Annotated in this window: 18 protein-coding genes; 13 read left to right on the top strand and 5 right to left on the bottom strand. The window is 72.3% G+C overall.

Annotated features, from left to right (window positions below; all coding sequences use genetic code 11):
- Positions 1-46: 46 nt before the first annotated feature.
- Positions 47-808: a hypothetical protein gene (locus G127AT_RS02765; RefSeq protein ID WP_210899536.1), complete on the bottom strand. Its 762-nt coding sequence runs from the start codon at positions 806-808 to the stop codon at positions 47-49.
- Between G127AT_RS02765 and argS the strand changes: the two genes are divergently transcribed.
- Both argS and G127AT_RS02755 read left to right on the top strand, forming a co-directional pair.
- Positions 699-2,375, top strand: coding sequence for an arginine--tRNA ligase (gene argS, locus G127AT_RS02760; protein WP_210899534.1), 1,677 nt, complete (start codon positions 699-701; stop codon positions 2,373-2,375). The genes G127AT_RS02765 and argS overlap by 110 nt on opposite strands.
- The gene (locus G127AT_RS02755; protein ID WP_210899532.1) at positions 2,372-3,217 is read left to right on the top strand and encodes an LmeA family phospholipid-binding protein; all 846 of its coding nucleotides are present in this window, start codon (positions 2,372-2,374) and stop codon (positions 3,215-3,217) included. The genes argS and G127AT_RS02755 overlap by 4 nt, the downstream gene beginning before the upstream one ends.
- A 36-nt stretch (positions 3,218-3,253) precedes the next feature.
- On the opposite strand, the gene G127AT_RS02750 is transcribed toward G127AT_RS02755, so the two are convergent.
- Positions 3,254-4,198 (bottom strand): LacI family DNA-binding transcriptional regulator, encoded by a 945-nt coding sequence (locus tag G127AT_RS02750; protein WP_210899530.1) that lies wholly within the window; start codon positions 4,196-4,198, stop codon positions 3,254-3,256.
- 82 nt (positions 4,199-4,280) lie between these two features.
- On the opposite strand from G127AT_RS02750, the gene G127AT_RS02745 reads away from it, so the two are divergent.
- The 6 genes from G127AT_RS02745 (at position 4,281) to prfA (ending at position 12,464) form a co-directional block, all read left to right on the top strand.
- Positions 4,281-5,216 carry a zinc-binding dehydrogenase gene (locus tag G127AT_RS02745; RefSeq protein WP_210899528.1) on the top strand — a complete coding sequence of 312 codons (936 nt, stop codon included), beginning with the start codon at positions 4,281-4,283 and terminating at the stop codon, positions 5,214-5,216.
- A 201-nt stretch (positions 5,217-5,417) separates the two neighbouring features.
- Entirely contained in the window at positions 5,418-6,782 is a 1,365-nt protein-coding gene (lysA, locus tag G127AT_RS02740) for a diaminopimelate decarboxylase (protein WP_210899526.1), read from the top strand.
- A 3-nt stretch (positions 6,783-6,785) separates the two neighbouring features.
- Positions 6,786-8,096, top strand: coding sequence for a homoserine dehydrogenase (locus tag G127AT_RS02735; protein WP_210899524.1), 1,311 nt, complete (start codon positions 6,786-6,788; stop codon positions 8,094-8,096).
- Complete coding sequence (gene thrB / locus G127AT_RS02730) at positions 8,093-9,064, top strand: homoserine kinase (RefSeq protein WP_210899522.1); 972 nt, start codon at positions 8,093-8,095, stop codon at positions 9,062-9,064. The genes G127AT_RS02735 and thrB overlap by 4 nt, the downstream gene beginning before the upstream one ends.
- Positions 9,065-9,273: 209 nt before the next feature.
- The gene (gene rho / locus G127AT_RS02725; protein WP_210899520.1) at positions 9,274-11,382 is read left to right on the top strand and encodes a transcription termination factor Rho; all 2,109 of its coding nucleotides are present in this window, start codon (positions 9,274-9,276) and stop codon (positions 11,380-11,382) included.
- Between the two features lie 2 nt (positions 11,383-11,384).
- Positions 11,385-12,464, top strand: a complete 1,080-nt coding sequence (prfA, locus tag G127AT_RS02720; RefSeq protein ID WP_210899518.1) for a peptide chain release factor 1 — start codon at positions 11,385-11,387, stop codon at positions 12,462-12,464.
- A 37-nt stretch (positions 12,465-12,501) separates the two neighbouring features.
- Here prfA and epsC read toward each other — a convergent pair whose 3' ends face one another.
- The gene (gene epsC / locus G127AT_RS02715; RefSeq protein ID WP_210899516.1) at positions 12,502-13,074 is read right to left on the bottom strand and encodes a serine O-acetyltransferase EpsC; all 573 of its coding nucleotides are present in this window, start codon (positions 13,072-13,074) and stop codon (positions 12,502-12,504) included.
- Positions 13,075-13,112: 38 nt separating this feature from the next.
- Positions 13,113-14,048 (bottom strand): cysteine synthase A, encoded by a 936-nt coding sequence (gene cysK / locus G127AT_RS02710; RefSeq protein WP_210899514.1) that lies wholly within the window; start codon positions 14,046-14,048, stop codon positions 13,113-13,115.
- Positions 14,049-14,136: 88 nt separating this feature from the next.
- Between cysK and prmC the strand changes: the two genes are divergently transcribed.
- Positions 14,137-15,015 (top strand): peptide chain release factor N(5)-glutamine methyltransferase, encoded by an 879-nt coding sequence (prmC, locus tag G127AT_RS02705; protein ID WP_244857701.1) that lies wholly within the window; start codon positions 14,137-14,139, stop codon positions 15,013-15,015.
- 6 nt (positions 15,016-15,021) lie between these two features.
- Here prmC and G127AT_RS02700 read toward each other — a convergent pair whose 3' ends face one another.
- Positions 15,022-15,939, bottom strand: a complete 918-nt coding sequence (locus tag G127AT_RS02700; protein WP_210899510.1) for a TetR/AcrR family transcriptional regulator — start codon at positions 15,937-15,939, stop codon at positions 15,022-15,024.
- A 125-nt stretch (positions 15,940-16,064) separates the two neighbouring features.
- Between G127AT_RS02700 and G127AT_RS02695 the strand changes: the two genes are divergently transcribed.
- The 4 genes from G127AT_RS02695 (at position 16,065) to G127AT_RS02680 (ending at position 19,822) form a co-directional block, all read left to right on the top strand.
- Positions 16,065-16,994 carry an ATP-binding cassette domain-containing protein gene (locus G127AT_RS02695; RefSeq protein WP_210899508.1) on the top strand — a complete coding sequence of 310 codons (930 nt, stop codon included), beginning with the start codon at positions 16,065-16,067 and terminating at the stop codon, positions 16,992-16,994.
- 2 nt (positions 16,995-16,996) lie between these two features.
- On the top strand, positions 16,997-17,800 hold the full coding sequence (locus G127AT_RS02690; RefSeq protein WP_210899506.1) for an ABC transporter permease: 804 nt from the start codon (positions 16,997-16,999) through the stop codon (positions 17,798-17,800).
- 106 nt (positions 17,801-17,906) lie between these two features.
- On the top strand, positions 17,907-18,599 hold the full coding sequence (locus tag G127AT_RS02685) for an L-threonylcarbamoyladenylate synthase (RefSeq protein WP_210899504.1): 693 nt from the start codon (positions 17,907-17,909) through the stop codon (positions 18,597-18,599).
- On the top strand, positions 18,596-19,822 hold the full coding sequence (locus G127AT_RS02680; protein WP_210899502.1) for an MraY family glycosyltransferase: 1,227 nt from the start codon (positions 18,596-18,598) through the stop codon (positions 19,820-19,822). Before G127AT_RS02685 ends, G127AT_RS02680 begins: the two co-directional genes overlap by 4 nt.
- The last annotated feature ends 8 nt before the right edge of the window (positions 19,823-19,830 follow it).

Below are 19,830 nucleotides of genomic sequence, written 5' to 3'. Positions count from 1 at the left end.
CTCCGCGGCCGCCTCATCGCACGCGAGTGCGGCCGCGGGGGCGCCCTCAGGCGGGCGGAAGCGCGGCGATCACGGCGGCCACGAGCGGCTGCGGGTCGCCGGGTTCGGCGTAGGCGGTCGAATCGACGGCGATCCAGTAGGGGCCGGTGAACACCTGTGCGGTGCCGCGGTCGCCGCCGGCGTGGAAGTAGCCCTCCACCTCTGGCGGGGTGCCGTAGGTGGGTACGGGGATCGCGGCGGTGATCGCGGCGTTGCGGAGCGATTCGCCGGCGGCCTCGGCGGGGGTGGCGACGAGGACCTCGAGGGCGGCGCCGCCCGGGTCGGTCCAGCCGCAGACGGTGCCGTCGAGTTCGGCGGCGCGCTTGCCGAGCGCGGTCCGGGGTTCGTGGGCCGGATCGGGCGTGTATCCGGGGGCGGATGCGGCGAGCGCCTCGGCGGTGAGGATGCTCGCGCAGTCGGCCTCGAAGGGGAGGGTCGGTTCTGCGGTTTCGGCGGGTTCGGCGGGGGCTTCGGGGCCGGGTGCGGATGCGTCGGCGGACGGCTCGGGGAGGGATCGGCGTTGCCTGCGGGGGCTGCGCAGCCGGCGAGGAGGAGGATGCCGGCTGCGGCGATCGCGAGGGCCGCGCGGCGGGGAGTCGGGGGTCGGGGGTGGGCGGCATGGAGCGACTGTACCAAGGTCGAACCGGTAGGATTCGGGGGTGACTCCCGACGATCTCTCCCGCGCCCTGCTCGACCTCGTGACCGCTCTGGTCGCGCGCCGACGCGCGGGCGGCGCGGAGGTCGAGATCGTGCTCGGCGAGGCCGACATCCCGCTGACCCGGCCGAAGCAGCGCGAGCACGGCGACTGGGCGTCGAACATCGCGATGCGGCTGGCGAAGCCGCTCGGTTCGAACCCGCGCGAGATCGCGACGGAGCTCGCGGCCGGCCTCGCCGAGGTCGGCGGCGTCGCGAGCGCCGAGGTGGCCGGCCCGGGATTCATCAACGTGCGTCTCGATGCGGCCGCGGCGGGTGCGTTGGCGAAGACGATCGTGGATGCCGGTGCGGCGTTCGGCCGGAATGCGACGCAGGCGGGGGCTTCCGTCAATATCGAGTTCGTGAGCGCGAACCCGACCGGTCCGCTGCACATCGCCCACACGCGGTGGGCCGCCGTCGGCGATGCGATCGCCCGGGTGCTGGCGTTCAGCGGCGCCGAGGTCGCCCGCGAGTACTACATCAACGATGCGGGCGCCCAGATGGATCGCTTCGGCGAGTCGATCGTCGCGTCCCTCCAGGGTCGGGAGAAGCCCGAGGGCGGCTACTCCGGCGAGTACATCGACGAGCTCGGCAAACGTGTGCTCGAGGCCCGCCCCGACTTCCTCTCCCTCGGCGAGGACGAGCAGGTCACGGTCGCACGCGAGATCGCGTATCCGATCCAGCTCGATGAGATCAGGGCTTCCCTCGACGCGTTCGGCGTCGTCTTCGACGGCTGGTTCTCGGAGCGGACGCTCCACGCACCCGGTCCCGACGGAGGTCCGAGCCTGATCGATCAGGCCCTCGATCGCCTGCGCGCGCAGGGCCACGTGTTCGAGAAGGACGATGCCGTCTGGGTGCGTACGACCGATTTCGGCGACGACAAGGACCGCGTGATCCGCCGCTCGAACGGCGAGTACACCTATTTCGCCGCCGACGCCGCCTACTACCTCAGCAAGAGCGACCGCGGCTTCGATGTGAAGGTGTACCTGCTCGGCGCCGACCACCACGGCTACATCAACCGCTTGAAGGCGATCGCCGGTGCCGCGGGCGACGACCCGAAGCGCAATGTCGAGGTGCTCATCGGCCAGATGGTGTCGATCAACGGCGCGCGGCTGTCGAAGCGCGCGGGCAACATCATCGCGATGGACGACATCGTCTCCTGGCTCGGCGTCGACGCCCTCCGGTACTCGCTCGAGCGCTCCCCGGTCGATTCGCCGCTCGACCTCGACCCCGAGGTCCTCCAGCGCCGCACGAACGACAACCCCGTGTTCTACGTGCAGTACGCGCATGCGCGCACGGCCGCGGTCGCGCGGAACGCGGCCGCCGCCGGGGTGGATCGTTCCTCGTTCGCGCCCGAGCTCCTCACGCACGAGTCGGAGTCGGCGCTGCTCGGCGCCCTGCAGGAGTTCCCGCGGGTCGTGGCGCAGGCGGCCGAACTCCGCGAACCGCACCGGGTCGCCCGGTACATCGAGGAGCTCGCCGGCCTCTTCCACCGCTGGTACGACACGTGCCGCGTGCTGCCCTTCGGCGACGAGCCGGTCGGCGATCTGAACCGTACGCGCCTGTGGCTGAACGACGCGACGGGCCAGGTCATCCGCAACGGCCTCGCCCTGCTCGGCGTCTCCGCCCCGGAGCGCATGTGAGCGATCGCCCCACCGAGGCGTTTCCGACGACGCCGTACCCGACCGAGGTGCTCGCCCCGGCATCCACGCCGCCGAACGACGGGGGTGCGGATGCCGGCGCACGCCCGGCTCGGTCGCGCGGTCGCGGCTGGTTCATCGCGCTCGGCGTCGTCGTGCTGCTCGCGGTCGGTCTCGTCGCGGCCGAGTTCATCGTGCGCGGCCAGATCGAGCAGCGCATCTCCGGTGAGGCGGAGCAGAACCTGCCGGAGGGCATCACCGGCGAGGTGACGACCGAGCTCGGCGGCTTCTCGGTGCTCGCGCAGCTGATCGCGGGCCGTTTCGACGAGGTGCATCTGAGCGCCCCTGAGTTGAGCTTCCGCGGCGACGCGCTCTCGGCGGAGGTTCATGCGTACGGGGTTCCGCTCGCCGAGGGCGGCACGGTCGGCCATGCCGAGGGCGAGCTGTCGGTGGATGCGGCGATCCTCGCCGAACAGCTCGAGGTTCCCGGAGACGGGGCGTTCACGCTCGGCGACGGCACGATCAGCTACGGGGATTCGACGAGCTTCCTCGGGCAGGAGATCGGGTTCACGGTGACGGCGACGCCGGCCGCGGCCGGTACGGCGATCCTGCTGCAGCCCGAATCCGTCGAGGTCAACTGGGGCGGCGCCTCGCTCGACCTCGGCGGTCTCGCCGACCGCATCACGGGGTCCGAGCCGGTGTCGCTGTGCGTCGCCGACCGGCTGCCGGAGGGCGTGGAGGTCCGCCATGTCGGTGTCACGCCGGAGCGGGCGACGGTCCGGGTGGCCGCGAGCGGCTTCCCCCTCGACGCCGAGATGCTGGAGCGCCCGGGCAGCTGCGAGTAGAGGCGTACCGCGGGGTCGGCGCGCGGCGGCATCCGCTCAGGTGCTCTCGCGTTCGACGACGCTCGACGGCGCCCCGGTCCACTCCCCGGGGTCGAGGCCGAGGGCGATCCGCGCCGCACGGCGGCCGTACGCGGCGGCGTCGATGCGGAGGGTCGTGAGCGCCGGCCTGATGAGCCCGCCGTATCCGCGCTCGTCGAAGCCCATCACGGCCAGGCGCGCCGGCACCTCGATGCCGAGTTCGGCGGCGGCGACGATCACGGCGAGGGCTTCGTCGTCGCTGTAGCCGGCGACGGCGGTGACGGGGGAGCGGTCGAGGAGGCCGCCGAGGGCGTCGCGGCGTGCATCGCGGGGCCCGTCGAGGTCGAGTTCGAGCAGGACCGGCTCCGGGATGCCGAGGCGCGCCGCCGCACGCCGCGCGTGCTCGATGCGCGCCGGCAGCGCCGGACCGGCGGCGGCCCGGCCGGCGGGCACGGCGAGGGCGATCGCCCGGTGCCCGCGCTCCGCCAGGTGCTGCAGTTGCGCGTAGGACTGGTAGGCGAAGCCGACGTGATCGCCCGCGACGAACCCGGAGACGTCGTCGGCGCGTTCGTCGCCGACCGCGAAGTCGGCGAGGTCGAGCACGGCGCGCGGCGCCACGGCATCCACCACCTCGGCGGGCACCCCGCCGGCCGCCGAGGTGAGCAGCAGCGTGAAGCCGTGCTCGCGGAGTTCGGCGTCCATGCCCGCGACGAGCTCGGCGACGCGTCCGCCGCCCGCGAAGACACCCGTGTTCAGCACGACGATGCGGGACCGCCCCTCGCGCAGCGACCGTGCGATGCCGTGCGGCGCGTAGCCGAGTTCGGCGGCGGCCCGGCGCACGCGTTCGCGGGTCTCGGGGCGGATGGTCTGGCCGGGCGCCTCGTTCAGCACGTAGCTGACGGTCGCCGTCGAGACCCCGGCGGCCCGCGCGACGTCGCGGATCCGCACCCGGGGCTCGTTCATGTCCGCACGCTATCACTTAACCGATTAAGTGCCTAGCCTGGAACTGAGGCCGATCCATCCCCGGCCCCGGAAGGAGCGCACCGTGCGCGCATGGCAGTTCGAGGGCCGCGGCAAGCCCATCGCCCTGAACGAAATCCCCGAACCCGCAGCCGGCCCCGGCGAGGTCGTCATCGACGTGCAGGCCGCCGGGCTCTGCCACAGCGACCTCATGTACATGGAGCTCGGCGAGGGCGTCATGCCCTTCCTGCCGATGACGCAGGGCCACGAGAACGCCGGCGTCATCAGCGCGATCGGCGAGGGCGTGGAGGGCTGGGCCGTCGGCGACCTCGTCGGCGTCAACTCCGCCGGCGAGCGGCCCCCGCTCGGCATGTTCACCCCCGGCGGCTTCGCCGACAAGCTCGTCGCGAACGCCGCCGACCTCGCACGCGTGCCCGAGGGCCTCGGCCCCGAGCTCGCCGCGATCGCCACCGACGCCGGCATGACCTCCTACCACGCGGTCATGGTCACCGGCGGCGCGGCGGCCGGCATGAAGGTCGGCATCATCGGCTACGGAGGCCTCGGGCAGATCGGCACGCGCGCCGCCGTCCTCGCCGGCGCCGAAGTGCACGTCGCCGAGCTGAAGCACGACGTCTGGGACCTCGCGAAGGCCGCCGGCGTCGCCGACGTCGTCGAGGACGCCGCCGCGTGGAAGGGGCAGGGCTTCGACCTCGTCGTCGACTACGCCGGCTTCGACACCACCCAGAAGGCGATCGACGCGATCCGCCCGGGCGGCACGGCCGTGCAGGTCGGCCTCGGCAAGCCGACGTTCACCGTCGTCACCAACACCCTCCTCGGCAAGAACCTCCGCGGCTCCCTCGGCGGCACCGTCGCCGACATCGAAGAGGTCTTCCGACTGCTTCTCGCCCGCGAGATCGAGCCCGCGTACACCGTCATCGGCTTCGACGAGATCGGCGAGGGCCTCGAACGGCTCCGTCGCGGCGAGGTCACCGGGCGGCTCGTCGCCCGCGTCGCCGGCTGACGCGCTCCGCGGCGCCGCACCGCCTCGGGCGGCGCCGCGGCCGGCCGGTACTCACCGCCACGACGTCATACAACGGACCCGGCATCGGCCGGCGACTAGGCTGAAACCCTGCCCGCATCCCCGCGGGCCGGCTTCAGGGGCCATGCCGGGTCCGCTCGCCGGGTCCCCGCGTTCGCCCCGCTCACTCGACGAGGTCTCCCCGTGTCCCACGCTTCCGCCGATGCCGACGTGCTCGATCCGGCCGTCTGGCCGGCCTCCGCCCACCGCGACGCCGCCGGCGCGATCGTCGTCGGCGGGGTGAGCGCCCCCGAGCTCGTCGCCCGATTCGGCTCGCCGCTCTACGTCCTCGACGAAGACGAGGCGCGCGCCCGCGCGCGCCGCATCCGCACCGCCCTGGCCGACGCCGCCCGAGCCATCGGTACCGAGGCGCACGTCTACTACGCCGGCAAGGCCTTCCTCTCGGGCGAAGCGGCCCGGTGGATGGTCGAGGAGGGGCTCGGCATCGACGTGTGCACCGGCGGCGAACTCGCCGTCGCGCTCGCCGCCGGCGTCGCCCCGGCGCTCATCGGCTTCCACGGCAACAACAAGTCGGTCGCCGAGATCGAACGGGCCGTCGCCGCCGGCGTCGGCACGATCGTCATCGACAGCGAGATCGAGATCGAACGCGTCGCCCGGGCGGCCCGGGCCGCCGGCCGCGTGCAGCGGGTGCGGCTCCGCGTCAACAGCGGCGTGCACGCATCCACCCACGAATTCCTCGCGACCGCGCACGAGGACCAGAAGTTCGGCGTCCCCCTCGGCCGCGCCGTCGAACTCGGCGTCCGCATCCGCGCGCACGACTCCCTCGACTTCCTCGGCCTGCACTGCCACATCGGCTCGCAGATCTTCGACGCCGGCGGCTTCGCCGAATCGGCCGCACGCCTCCTCGACGCCCACGCCGCGCTCCTGGCCGGCGGCGAGGTGCCCGAGCTGAACCTCGGCGGCGGTTTCGGGATCGCCTACACCTCCGATGACACGCCGGCCCCGATCGAGGAGATCGCGGCGGGCATCGCGGCGGCCGTGGCCGATGGATGCCGTGAGCGCGGCATCCGCCCGCCCCGCCTCGCCTTCGAGCCCGGCCGTGCGATCATCGGCCCGGCCGGCGTCACCCTCTACACGGTCGGCACCGTCAAGGCCGTGCCGATCGACGGCGGCGTGCGGCACTACGTCTCGGTCGACGGCGGCATGAGCGACAACGCCCGCCCCGCCCTCTACGGCGCCGACTACACGGTGCGGCTCGCCTCGCGCACCGGCACCGCCGACCCCGTGCTCGTGCGCGTCGCCGGCAAGCACTGCGAGGCCGGCGACATCGTCGTCGACCACGACCAACTGCCCGGCGACGTCGGGCCCGGCGATCTCGTCGCGCTCGCCGCGACGGGCGCGTACTGCTGGTCGCTCGCATCCAACTACAACCACGTCCCGCGCCCGCCGGTCGTCGCCGTCGCCGGCGGCGAGGCGCGCGTCATCGTCCACGGCGACACGGAGGAATCCCTCCTCGCCCGCGACGCCGGACTCCGAGGGAGGAACTGATCCGTGTTCGCCTACCGTTCCCTGCGCGTCGCCCTGCTCGGGGCCGGCACCGTCGGCTCCCAGGTCGCCAGGCTCCTCATCGACGAAGCCGATGAGCTCGCCAACCGCGTCGGTGCCCGCCTCGAACTCGTCGGCATCGCCGTGCGCGACCCCGACGCGCCCCGCGACACCCCCCTGCCGCAGGAGCTGTTCACGACCGACGCCGAATCGCTGATCCTCGGCGCCGACATCGTCATCGAGCTCATGGGCGGCATCGAACCGGCACGCACCTTCGTGCTGCAGGCCCTCGGCTCGGGGGCCGACGTCGTCACCGGCAACAAGGCGCTCCTGGCCACCCACGGCCCCGAGCTCGCCGAGGCCGCCGAGCAGGTCGGCGCCCAGCTCGCCTACGAGGCGGCCGTCGCCGGGGCGATCCCGATCATCCGGCCGCTGCGCGAATCACTCGCCGGCGACCGCGTCGAGCGCATCCTCGCGATCGTGAACGGCACCACGAACTTCATCCTCGACCGCATGGACTCGACCGGCACGAGCCTCGAGAACGCGCTGGCCACGGCGACCGAGCTCGGCTATGCCGAAGCCGACCCCACCGCCGACATCGGCGGGTACGACGCCGCGCAGAAGGCCGCGATCCTCGCGAGCCTCGCCTTCCACACCACCGTGCCGCTCGCCTCGGTGCACCGCGAAGGCATCACCGAGATCTCCGCGGCCGAGGTCGCCGCCGCCGCCGACGCCGGCTACGTCGTGAAGCTCCTGGCGATCTGCGGGCGGATGACCGACCCCGATACGGGCGAGGACGCGGTCTCGGTGCGCGTGCACCCCGCACTCATCCCGCGCACCCACCCCCTGGCATCCGTCCGCGGCGGCAACAACGCCGTCTTCGTCGAGGCCGAGGCCGCCGGCCCGCTCATGTTCTACGGTGCAGGCGCCGGCGGGGTGCAGACCGCCTCCGCGGTGCTCGGCGACCTCGTCGCCGTCGCCCGCCGTCACGTCGTCGGCGGCCCCGGCCTCGGCGACTCGGCCCACGCCGGACTGCCCGTCCTCGACATCGGCAAGGTCACCACGCGCTACGCGATCAGCCTCGACGTCGACGACCAGCCCGGCGTGCTCGCCGCCGTCGCGCAGACCTTCGCGCGGCACGGCGTTTCGGTCGAGCAGCTGCAGCAGACGACGAGCGACGAGTCTGGCCGGGCTACCCTGGTCGTCGGCACGCACACGGCCAGGGAGTCCGCCCTCGCCGAGACCGTCGCCGAACTCGCGACGATCCCGGCCGTGGCCTCCGTCGCATCCGTCCTCCGAGTCGAAGGAGCAGCGTGACCCACCCCACCCCGGCCGGCGAACCCGTCGAGGCCCCCGTCGCCGCGCGCACGGTGCACGTCAAGGTGCCGGCGACGACGGCCAACCTCGGCCCCGGCTTCGACACCCTCGGGCTCGCCCTGGCCCTCTACGACGAACTCGAGGCGAGCATCATCGACGCCGGGCTCGAGATCGAGGTGCACGGCGTCGGCGAGGGGGAGGTGCCCCTCGACGAGCAGCACCTCGTCGTCCGCTCCATCGCGCACACCTTCGCCCGCTTCGGCTACCGCATGCCGCCGCTGCGCCTCGTCGCCCGCAACGCGATCCCGCACGGGCGAGGCCTCGGCTCCTCGGGCGCGGCGATCGTCGCCGGCGTCATGATCGGCAAGGGGCTGCTCGAAGGCATCGCCGAGATCGGGCCCGACGAGCTGCTCGAGATCGCCACCGAGCTCGAAGGCCACCCCGACAACGTCGCCCCCTCGCTCTTCGGCGGGCTCACCATCGCTTGGACGACGCCCGACGGCCCACGGCACAAGAAGCTCATCGTGCACCGCGGCGTCTCGCCGCTCGTGCTCGTGCCCGAGCACGTCATGTCGACCGCGCTGGCCCGTTCGCTGCAGCCCGAATCGGTGCCCCACGAGGACGCCGTGTTCAACGTCTCGCGCTCCGCCCTGCTGGTCGCGGCCCTCACCCAGAGCCCCGAACTGCTGCTGCAGGCCACCGAGGACAAGCTCCACCAGAGCTACCGCGCCCAGGCGATGCCCGAGACCGACCGCGTCATCGCAGGGCTCCGCGCCGCCGGCTACCCGGCCGTCGTCTCGGGGGCCGGGCCCTCGGTGCTCGTGCTCGCGAGCGACCCGAAGCAGCGCCTCGACGCCGCAGCCCTCGTGGAGGAGACCTCGGAGAGCGCCTGGCAGGCGCTTCCGCTCGCGGTCGACTTCAAGGGGGCGACCGTCACGGGCACGGACGACGGACCTGCTGCGGCGTGACGCGCCGCTCGATTTCCGTCGCGGTGAGTGCCCGGTGCTAGAATGCTGAAAGCACCCGATGGCCAGGCTCTCCCCGAACCCGTCGGCTCGTGCACTTTTTCCAGCACTTCATTGCGTTCGCTCGCGCGCCCGCTCGGCAGGGTCCCTGCATCCGGCAGTGTTCCCGCATCGGCGGAGCGTTCGATTGCGATCAACTCTCCTGGTCACGCATGTCTTGCGTCCAGGGGGAAGGAATACACCCAGTGACCAACGGAACCGACCACGGCCAGGCCGTGGCGAACCGCACCGAACTCCGGGCCATGAAGGTCGCCGAGCTCCAGCGCCTCGCGCTCTCCCTCGGCGTACCCGGCGCCACCAAGCTCCGCAAGGGCGAGCTCATCGAGCAGATCGCCCTGCGGCAGGACGCGAACGCGGGCGCTTCATCCGCGCAGTCTGCGCCCGTCGAGGCGCCGGCGGCTGCGGCCCCGGCCGCCGCCCCGGCAGCGCCTGCCGCCGAGGCATCCGCCGGCGAGGAGGCCCCCGCCGCACCGGCCGAGGCCCCCGCCCGCCAGCGGCGTCAGCCGCGCCGCGCGACGAGCGCGAGCACCGCGGCCGCCGGCCACGTCAACGGCGGCGGAGCCGGCATCGACCTCGTGCCCGGCGACGACCGTCGCGAGGCCGCCCGTGCGGCCGTGCGCGAGGAACTCGCCGCGGCGGCCGAGGGCCGCGCCGCTCAGAACGAGGGCCGCGCCGCCAAGACGAGCGAGGAGGGCGGCGACGCCCAGGCCGAGGCCAAGCCTGCCGAGACCGACGAGACGCAGCCCCGCCAGGGCCGGCGCGGCCGCGGTCGTCGCGGCGGCCGGGACGAACAGGGCGGCCAGCAGCAGGGCGGCCAGTCGCAGGACGGCGGCTCCCAGAAGCAGCCCGAGAAGGGCGAGGGCGGCAAGAAGGACGGCGGCAAGGCCGACGGCGACGGCAAGAAGTCCGACAAGAACCAGGACAAGGGCGACCGCGGCCAGCACCAGGACAAGGGCCAGGGCGAGCGCCAGAACCAGGACCGCCAGAACCAGAATCAGCAGGACCGGGACGGCGAGGGCGGCCGCCGCGGCCGCTACCGCGACCGCAAGCGCCGCGGAGGCGGCGAGGACGTCGAACCCGAGATCCTCGACGACGACGTGCTCGTGCCCATCGCGGGCATCCTGGACGTGCTCGACAACTACGCGTTCGTCCGCACCACCGGCTACCTGCCCGGCCCGAGCGACGTGTACGTCTCCCTCGGCCAGGTCAAGAAGTACCACCTGCGCAAGGGCGACGCGGTCGTCGGCGCGATCAAGCAGCCGCGCGACGGCGAGCACAACAACCGCCAGAAGTACAACGCCCTCGTCAAGGTCGACTCGGTCAACGGCCAGAGCGTCGACGAGGCCGGCACGCGCGTCGAGTTCCAGAAGCTCACGCCGCTCTACCCGCAGGAGCGCCTGCGGCTCGAGACCGAGCCGACGAAGCTCACGCAGCGCATCATCGACCTCGTCGCCCCGATCGGCAAGGGCCAGCGCGGCCTCATCGTCGCCCCGCCGAAGGCGGGCAAGACGATCGTCCTGCAGCAGATCGCGAACGCGATCTCGCAGAACAACCCCGAGGTCCACCTCATGGTCGTGCTCGTCGACGAGCGGCCCGAAGAGGTCACCGACATGCAGCGCACCGTCAAGGGCGAGGTCGTCGCCTCGACCTTCGACCGTCCGGCCGAAGACCACACGACGGTCGCCGAGCTCGCGATCGAGCGCGCCAAGCGTCTGGTCGAGCTCGGCCACGATGTCGTCGTGCTGCTCGACTCGATCACCCGCCTCGGCCGTGCCTACAACCTCGCGGCCCCGGCGTCGGGCCGGGTGCTGTCGGGCGGGGTGGATGCCTCGGCGCTCTACCCCCCGAAGCGCTTCTTCGGCGCCGCGCGCAACATCGAGAACGGCGGTTCGCTGACGATCCTCGCCACGGCGCTCGTCGAGACCGGGTCGAAGATGGACGAGGTGATCTTCGAGGAGTTCAAGGGCACGGGCAACAGCGAGCTGCGCCTGTCGCGTCAGCTGGCCGACAAGCGGATCTTCCCGGCCGTGGACGTGAACGCATCCTCCACGCGACGCGAGGAGATGCTCCTCTCGCCCGACGAGGTCAAGATCACCTGGAAGCTGCGCCGCGCCCTTGCCGGGCTCGAGCCGCAGCAGGCCCTGGAGGCCGTGCTCGGCCGGCTCAAGGAGTCGCAGTCGAACACCGAGTTCCTCCTGCTCATGCAGAAGTCGGCTCCGGTCGGGGGTGCGCAGCACGCGCACGAGCTCGACCACCGCTGATCGTGTTCGAGTCCGTCCGGTCCCTCATCGCGGAGCACACCGCGCTGCAGGATCAGCTCGCCGACCCCGCGCTCCACGCGGACGCGGCGCGCGCCAAGAAGGTCAATCGGCGCTACGCCGAGCTCGGTCGCATCGTCGCCGCCCATGAGGCGTGGCAGCAGGCCGGCGACGACCTCGAGGCTGCACAGGAGCTCGCGAAAGAGGACGAGGCGTTCGCCGAGGAGGTGCCGGCCCTCGAGTCGGCCCTCGGCGAGGCGCAGGAGAAGCTGCGGCGCCTCCTCATCCCGCGCGATCCGGACGACGGCCGCGACGTGATCATGGAGATCAAGGGCGGCGAGGGCGGCGCCGAGAGCGCCCTCTTCGCCGCAGATCTGCTGCGCATGTACCTGCAGTACGCGCAGTCGAAGGGCTGGAAGACGGAGCTCCTCGAGCGCGACGAGTCCGACCTCGGCGGGTACAAGAACGTCCAGGTCGCCATCAAGTCGAACGCGAGCGACCCCTCGCAGGGGGTGTGGGCGCACCTGAAGTACGAGGGCGGCGTGCACCGCGTGCAGCGGGTACCCGTCACCGAGACCCAGGGCCGGATCCACACCTCGACGACGGGCGTGCTCGTCTTCCCCGAGGTCGACGAGCCCGAAGAGGTCACGATCGACCCGAACGAGCTGAAGATCGACGTGTACCGCTCGTCGGGTCCCGGCGGCCAGTCGGTGAACACCACCGATTCGGCCGTGCGCATCACGCACCTGCCGACGGGCATCGTCGTGTCGATGCAGAACGAGAAGTCTCAGCTGCAGAACCGCGAGGCCGGCATGCGGGTGCTGCGCGCCAGGCTCCTCGCTCGGCAGCAGGAGGAGCAGGCCGCGGCCGCGTCCGACGCGCGCAGGTCGCAGATCCGCTCGATGGATCGTTCGGAGCGCATCCGCACCTACAACTTCCCCGAGAACCGCATCGTCGACCACCGCACCGGGTACAAGGCCTACAACCTCGACCAGGTCATGGACGGAGCCCTGGAACCGATCATCGAATCGGCCGTGCACGCCGACGAGGAGTCGCGCCTGGCCGAGATCGGCGACGAGGCGTAAGGCGAGGCGCGGCGGTTCCGCAGAGGCCGCGCCCGACTCACTCCTCGTGCACGCCGCGGGCGGCGTCGGCGGTGCTCTGCGGCAGCGGCCGGAACGTCGCGGGGATGCCGACGACGAGCGAGTGCGGCGGCGCATCCTTCGTGACGACGGCGTTCGCGCCGACGGCGCTCCATGCGCCGATGACGATGTCCCCGAGCACTTTCGCGCCGGCGCCGACGGTGACGCCGTTCTCGAGGGTGGGGTGTCGTTTCGCGCCCCGGCCGGCGCCGCGCGCGGCCTTCCCGCCGAGCGTCACCCCGTGGTAGAGCATCACATCGTCGCCGATGAGGGCCGTCTCGCCGATCACGACGCCCATGCCGTGGTCGATGAAGAAGCGGCGGCCGATGCGGGCCCCGGGGTGGATCTCGATGCCCGTGAGGAAGCGCACGAGCTGCGAGACGAGGCGGGCCGGCAGGCGGAGGCCGGCCCGCCACATCCGGTGCGCGAGCCGGTACCCCCAGACGGCGTGCAGGCCCGAGTAGGCGAGGAAGACCTCGAGGTTCCCCCGCGAGGCGGGGTCGTGCGCCCGCGCGGTGCGGATGTCCTCGCGGAGGGAACCGAAGAATGTCACGCCCCTAGTCAATCAGGCGTGGGAGGGGTGCGGCCCGTTCAGTCGCGGAGATCTTCGAAGAGGATCGTCGAGACGTACCGTTCGCCGAAGTCGGGCACGACGACGACGATCGTCTTGCCGGCGTTCTCGGGGCGCTTGGCCACCTCGAGGGCCGCCCACACGGCTGCACCGGAGGAGATGCCGCCGAGGATGCCCTCGTCGGTCGCGAGGGTGCGGGCGGTGGTGATCGCGTCGGCCGTGGCGACGTCGACGACCTCGTCGTAGACGTCGCGGTCGAGCACCTCGGGCACGAAGTTCGCGCCGAGGCCCTGGATCTTGTGGGGGCCGGGGGTGCCGGTGGTGAGGATGGGGGAGTCGGCCGGTTCGACGGCGACCACGCGCACCTCGGGGTTCTGCTCCTTCAGGTAGGAGCCGGCGCCGGTGATGGTGCCGCCGGTGCCGATGCCGGCGACGAGGATGTCGACGGCGCCGTCGGTGTCGGCCCAGATCTCGGGGCCGGTGGTGGCGCGGTGGATGGCGGGGTTCGCGTCGTTCTCGAACTGGCGGGCGAGCACGGCACCGGGCGTACCGGCGGCGATCTCGTTCGCCTTGGCGAGGGCGCCCTTCATGCCCTCGGCGCCGGGCGTGAGCACGACCTCGGCGCCGTAGGCGCGCAGCAGCACGCGGCGCTCGATGCTCATCGTGTCGGGCATGGTGAGGATCACGCGGTAGCCGCGTGCGGCGCCGACGAGGGCGAGGGCGATGCCCGTGTTGCCGCTCGTGGATTCGACGATCGTGCCGCCGGGCTGCAGGGCGCCGGAGGCTTCGGCGGCGTCGATGATCGCCACGCCGATGCGGTCCTTGACGCTCGCGGCGGGATTGTAGAACTCGAGTTTGGCGAGCACCGTGGCGCCTGCGCCCTCGGTGAGGCGGTTCAGTCGGACGAGCGGGGTGCGCCCGACGACCTCGGTGATGTTCGCGTAGACCTGCGCCATGGTGCTGCTCCATTCGTGTGGGGTTCGGGGCCGTCTTCCAGCCTACGCGCGGGGCTCGCGTCCAGGACCGTGCGTTACATTCCCTTTCGTGAATACGTCGCGCGAGGCTGCCGGAACCGGGGTGCGGAGCGCACTCGAACGGGGCGCCGCCCGTCTGGCGGCCGCCGGCATCCCGGACCCGATGGTGGATGCCGAGCTGCTGCTCGGGCACGTGCTCGGGCTCGGGCGCGGAGCCGTGCAGGCGGCGGTCGTCATGGATCGCGGCCTCGGCGACGAGGATGCGGCGCGGTTCGCCGGGCTCGTGGAGCGGAGGATGCGTCGCGAGCCCCTCCAGCACGTCACGGGCGTCGCCTACTTCCGTTCCCTGGCGTTGGCCGTCGGGCCCGGCGTGTTCGTGCCGCGGCCCGAGACCGAGTTGCTCGCGGGCCTCGCGGTGGATCACCTGCTCGGGGTGCCGGGCCAGCCGGTGGCGGTGGATCTCGGATCCGGCAGCGGCGCGATCGCCCTGGCGATGGCGAGCGAGGCGCCGCACGCCCGGGTCTTCGCGGTCGAATACTCGCCTGCGGCGTATCCGTGGACGCTGCGGAACGCCCGCGCGGCGGCGCTGCCGAACCTCCGCACGGTCTTCGACGATCTCGGGCGGGCGCTGCCGGAGCTCGACGGCCGGGTCGACGTGGTCGCCTCGAACCCGCCGTACGTGCCGCGCGCGGCGGTGCCGCACGACCCGGAGGTGCGTCTGCACGACCCGGAGGCGGCCCTCTACGGCGGGGAGGACGGCCTCGACGCCGTCCGGGTGCTCGCCGTGCGCGCGGCCCGGCTCGTGCGCCCGGGCGGGCTCGTCGCGATCGAGCACGGCGAGGAGCAATCCGCCGGCGTCCGCGCGGTGCTCGAGGGGGCGGGCTGGCATGCCGTCGCCCACCACCGCGATCTCACCGGCCGCGACCGGGTGACGACGGCGCTTCGCTGAGGCGGTTCAGCCGAGCCGCTGCCGTGCGTCCTTCAGCATCTGGCGTTCGAGCTTGCGGGCCTGCCGCAGCGCCTTCTCGGCCTCGCGGATCTGTTTGCGGGCCTCGCGCACCTTCTTGTCGGCGGTGACGGCCGCAGGCTCGTCGGGTTCGGCCGGGGCTTCGGGGGCCGGTGTGCCGGCGGCGCGGGCGTCGAGGTAGGCGGCGATGCCGTCGAGCAGGCGTTCGAAGCCGAACGCGAGCGGATCGGCGTCGGGGTCGCTGAAGACGCCGGCGTCGACGGCGCGACGCATCGCGGGGAACTCCTCGGCCGTGATGAGTTCCTCGTAGAGGCGCGAGGAGGTGTCGTCGATGGTCTGCGCGTCGACGCCGGCGTCGGCCGCGGCGGTGTTGTAGGAGCGTTCGACGATGCCCTGCCAGCGCACCTGGCCGGTGACGAGCAGGGCGATGCCGATGCGTTCGCCCTCGTCGACGGGGGCTTCGGCGACGGCGTCGAGCAGCGCATCCATCCAGGCGACGGAGTTCGGGGTGACGGGCGAGCCGACGATGGGCACGTCAAGGAGCCACGGGTGGCGGAGGAACACGCCGAGCTGAGCGCGGAACAGGAAACGGATGCGTTCGCGCCACCCGGCGAGCCCGTCCTCCGGTTCGGGCGGCAGCCCGGTGCCGGCCTCGGCCATGAGCGCGACGAGGTCGTCTTTGGAGGTGACGTATCGGTAGAGCGACATGGTCGTGAAGCCGAGGGCCTGGGCGACGCGGGTCATCGAGACGGCGCCGAGGCCTTCGGCGTCGGCGATCTCGATGGCGGCGTCGACGATCTTCTCGATGCTCATCTCGCGCTTGGGGCCGCGCTGGGGGTTGGCGGCGACGCCCCAGGCGAGGGCGATGGCGCGGGGGAGTTCGGGCTCGGAGGTCTCGTCGGTCATGGGCCCTCGATTCGGTGGATGCCGGGCGGATTCCGCCGGGGTCTTGCGTCAAGCATAGAACTGTGTATTACTTAAACAGGAGTCGACGCCATAAACAGTTTGTCACATACACGGAAGGATCCGCCATGACGCTCGCCATCGAAACCCGCGGACTCGAGAAGCGCTTCGGCCGCACCGCGGTGCTCGCCGGGCTCGACCTCGACGTCCCGGCCGGCAGCATCTTCGCCCTCCTCGGCCCGAACGGCGCCGGCAAGACCACGACCATCAACATCCTCACCGGGCTCGTCCGGCCCGACGCCGGTCGCGCATCCGTCGCCGGCTTCGACGTCGTCCGCCAGGCCGGCGAGGTGAAACGCCGCATCAGCCTCACCGGCCAGTCGGCCGCCGTCGACGGCATGCTCACCGGCACCGAGAACCTCGTCATGCTCGGCCGGCTCTCGGGGCTCGGCCGCCGCGAGGCCCGCCGGCGCGCCGCGGAACTGCTCGCGCGCTTCGACCTCGCCGAGCACGCCGACCGCCGGGTCTCCGGCTACTCCGGCGGCATGCGGCGCCGGCTCGACCTCGCGCTCGGGCTCATCGTGACCCCGCCGGTCGTCTTCCTCGACGAGCCCACCACGGGCCTCGACACCCGCAGCAGGCAGGAACTCTGGTCGGTCATCGAGGGGCTCGCCGCCGCCGGCACCACGGTCTTCCTCACGACCCAGTACCTCGAAGAGGCCGACCGCCTCGCCGACCGCATCGCCGTCCTGCACCACGGACGCGTCGCCGCCCTCGGCACCGCCGATGAACTGAAGGCCCGCATCGGCGGCGACGTCGTCGAGCTCCGGGATGCCGACGGCGCGCTCCTGGCCGAAGTGCCGAGCGACGGCACCGTCCACGGCCTGCGCGCCGCCGTCGACGAACTCGACCGGAGCGCCGCGGCGGCCCTGCCCGGCGCGGTCGTCTCCATCCGCCGCCCGAGCCTCGACGACGTCTTCCTCGCCATCACGGGGCAGCCGGCGGATGCGGGCGACGCAGCGGCATCCACCCCCGAACCCGCCACCGCGAAAGGCTGAACATGACCACCGCACTCGCACCCCGCCCCGCCGCCCCGCGCGCCGGCATCGGCCCCGTCACCGCCGAGGCGGTCTTCGTGAAACGGAGCGTCCTGCACTCCATCCGCGACGGCGAATCGCTGCTCATGGCGATCATGCTGCCGACGATGCTCATGCTGCTGTTCACCTTCGTGTTCGGCGGCGCGATCGACCCGAGCGGCGGATACGTCGACTACGTCGTGCCCGGCATCATCCTGCTCTGCGCGGGCTTCGGCGCCTCGAACACGTCGATCTACGTCTCCCGCGACATGACGACGGGCATCATCGACCGCTTCCGCACCATGCCGATCCGCGCCGGCGCCGTCCTCACCGGCCACGTCATCGCGAGCCTGGCCCGAAACCTCCTGGCCACCGGCATCGTCATCGGCGTCGCCCTGCTGCTCGGTTTCCGGCCGAGCGCGACGCCGCTCGAATGGCTCGGCGCGATCGGGGTCATCGCCCTCTACATCCTCACCATCACCTACCTGTTCGCGGCGATCGGCCTGGCGGCCTCCAGCCCGGACGCGGCGAGCGGATACGGCTTCATCCTGCTCTTCCTGCCGTATCTGTCGAGCGCCTTCACGCCCGTGGAGACGATGCCCGGCTGGCTGCAGTGGATCGCCGAGAACCAGCCGATCACCCCCATCATCGAGACGATCCGGGGCCTGCTCATGGGCACGGAGATCGGCGACAGCGCGTGGTGGGCGCTCGGCTGGTGCCTCGCGATCCTCGCGTTCGCGGTCGTCTGGGGTGCCTGGTTGTTCCGGCGCAAGGCGGGCCGCCGCTGAGCGGTCGGGCCGCCGGGCCGATGCGCGCTCGCCCGCCACGGCCGCGCATCGGCGTGCGCGGCCCGCGAACGGGGGGTTGCTCCGCTCGGCATAGAATCGAGCGGATATGACTGCCACCTTCGATTGCTCGCTCGACTCGGAGCTCCTCGCCGGCATGCGCCAGGCGCGCGCCGCCCTCGGGCGCGGGGAGCTCGTCGTGCTGCCGACCGACACCGTCTACGGGGTCGCCGCCGATGCGTTCGATCCGAAGGCGGTCGCCCGCCTGCTCGAGGCGAAGGGCCGCGAGCGCACCTCGCCGCCGCCCGTGCTCATCCCGGGCGAGACCACCCTCGACGCGCTCGCATCCACCGTCCCCGACGAGGTCCGCGCCCTCGTCGCGGAGTTCTGGCCGGGCGGTCTGACCGTCATCCTGCACGCCCAGCCGTCCCTGCAGTGGGATCTCGGCGAGACGCGCGGCACGGTCGCCCTGCGCATGCCCGACCACCCCCTCGCCCTCGAACTCCTCGCCGAGATGGGCCCGCTGGCCGTCTCGAGCGCGAACCGCTCGGGCATGCCGAGCGCGACGACGGCCGAGGCCGCCCGCGACATGCTCGGCGACTCGATCGCGGTCTACCTCGACGGCGGACCGGCCGGCGACGGCTACGAGGCGATCGGGGAGCGGGCCGGCGACACCTCCTCGACGATCGTGGATGCCACGGCGCTCGGCACCGAGGGCGGCACCCTGCGGATCGTCCGCGCCGGCGTGATCTCCCGCGAGCGGATCGCGGCCGTCGTCGGCGAGGAGCTCATCGCGCCATGAGACTCTTCCTCATGCTCGCGCTCGTCTCGGCGCTCGTGACGTTCGTCGGGTCGATCGCGGTCTGGAAGCTCGGCCTGAAGTACAAGCTGTACCCGAAGATCCGGGATCGCGACGTGCACACCCGCCCGACGCCCCGGCTCGGCGGGGTCGCGATGTTCGTCGGCATCCTCGCGGCCTTCGGCGTCGCCTGGCTCGTCTCGATGATCGACTCGGCGACCTTCGCGCAGCTCGAGATCGTCTTCGCCGATCCGTTCCAGGTGCCGGCGATCCTCATCGCCGCCCTCCTCATCGTGGTCATGGGCGTCGCCGACGACCTCTGGGACCTCGACTGGATGACGAAGCTCGCCGGGCAGTTCATCGTCGCCGGCCTCATCGCCTGGCAGGGCGTCTCGATCGTCTCGCTGCCGATCGGCGGGCCCGACGGCGGCATCATCGTCGGGTCGTCCTGGCTGTTCGCGACGCTCACGGTCTTCACGATCGTGCTCGTCATGAACGCGATCAACTTCATCGACGGCCTCGACGGCCTCGTCGCCGGGGTCGCCCTCATCGCCAACGGCGTCTTCTTCCTCTACACGTACCTGCTCGTGCAGAAGACCTCCCCGTTCAACTACTTCAACCTCGCCTCGATCATCGCGGTCGTCGTCGTCGGCGCATGCATCGGCTTCCTGCCGCTCAACTGGCATCCGGCCCGACTGTTCATGGGCGACGCCGGCGCCCTGCTCGTCGGACTGCTCATGGCGACCTCGGCGGTCTCGGTGACCGGGCAGATCAACCCCGGCTCGCTCGAGGTCGGGGAGCTGTTCCCGGCCTTCATCCCGATCATCCTGCCGTTCGCCGTGCTGATCGTGCCGCTGCTCGACTTCGGTCTGGCCGTCGTCAGGCGATTGCGCGCGGGCAAATCGCCGTTCTCGGCCGACCGCGGCCACCTGCACCACCGGCTCCTCGACATGGGGCACAGCCACCTCGGCGCCGTGCTCGTCTTCTACGGGTGGACGGCCGTGGTCTCGGTGGGATGCCTGCTCGCCTTCGTCTTCCCCGTGTACTTCGGCATCCCCTCCTGGGTCGCATTCGCGTTGCTCGCGGCAGGCGTCGTCGTGCTGCTCGTGCTGACCCTCGCGCCGCTCGGGCGGCGCAGGCGGCTCGGCGCCGCCGCGGACCTCGGAGCGGGGGAGTCCGGTTCCGAGACGCCGTCACCGGCAGGACTCCCAGCCGACGGCCGGTAGAATCGCCG

This window comes from Agromyces archimandritae (genome assembly GCF_018024495.1).
GTDB lineage: Bacteria > Actinomycetota > Actinomycetes > Actinomycetales > Microbacteriaceae > Agromyces > Agromyces archimandritae.
This window is presented reverse-complemented; position numbering and strand designations above follow the sequence as displayed.

Coding starts and splice junctions, on each gene's coding strand:
- G127AT_RS02765 (WP_210899536.1), bottom strand. CDS start 808: ATGTCGGCCTCGCCGAGCACGATCTCGACCTCCGCGCCGCCCGCGCGT.
- G127AT_RS02750 (WP_210899530.1), bottom strand. CDS start 4,198: ATGAACGAGCCCCGGGTGCGGATCCGCGACGTCGCGCGGGCCGCCGGG.
- rho (WP_210899520.1), top strand. CDS start 9,274: ATGTCTTGCGTCCAGGGGGAAGGAATACACCCAGTGACCAACGGAACC.
- cysK (WP_210899514.1), bottom strand. CDS start 14,048: ATGGCGCAGGTCTACGCGAACATCACCGAGGTCGTCGGGCGCACCCCG.
- G127AT_RS02700 (WP_210899510.1), bottom strand. CDS start 15,939: ATGACCGACGAGACCTCCGAGCCCGAACTCCCCCGCGCCATCGCCCTC.
- G127AT_RS02695 (WP_210899508.1), top strand. CDS start 16,065: ATGACGCTCGCCATCGAAACCCGCGGACTCGAGAAGCGCTTCGGCCGC.
- G127AT_RS02690 (WP_210899506.1), top strand. CDS start 16,997: ATGACCACCGCACTCGCACCCCGCCCCGCCGCCCCGCGCGCCGGCATC.
- G127AT_RS02685 (WP_210899504.1), top strand. CDS start 17,907: ATGACTGCCACCTTCGATTGCTCGCTCGACTCGGAGCTCCTCGCCGGC.
- G127AT_RS02680 (WP_210899502.1), top strand. CDS start 18,596: ATGAGACTCTTCCTCATGCTCGCGCTCGTCTCGGCGCTCGTGACGTTC.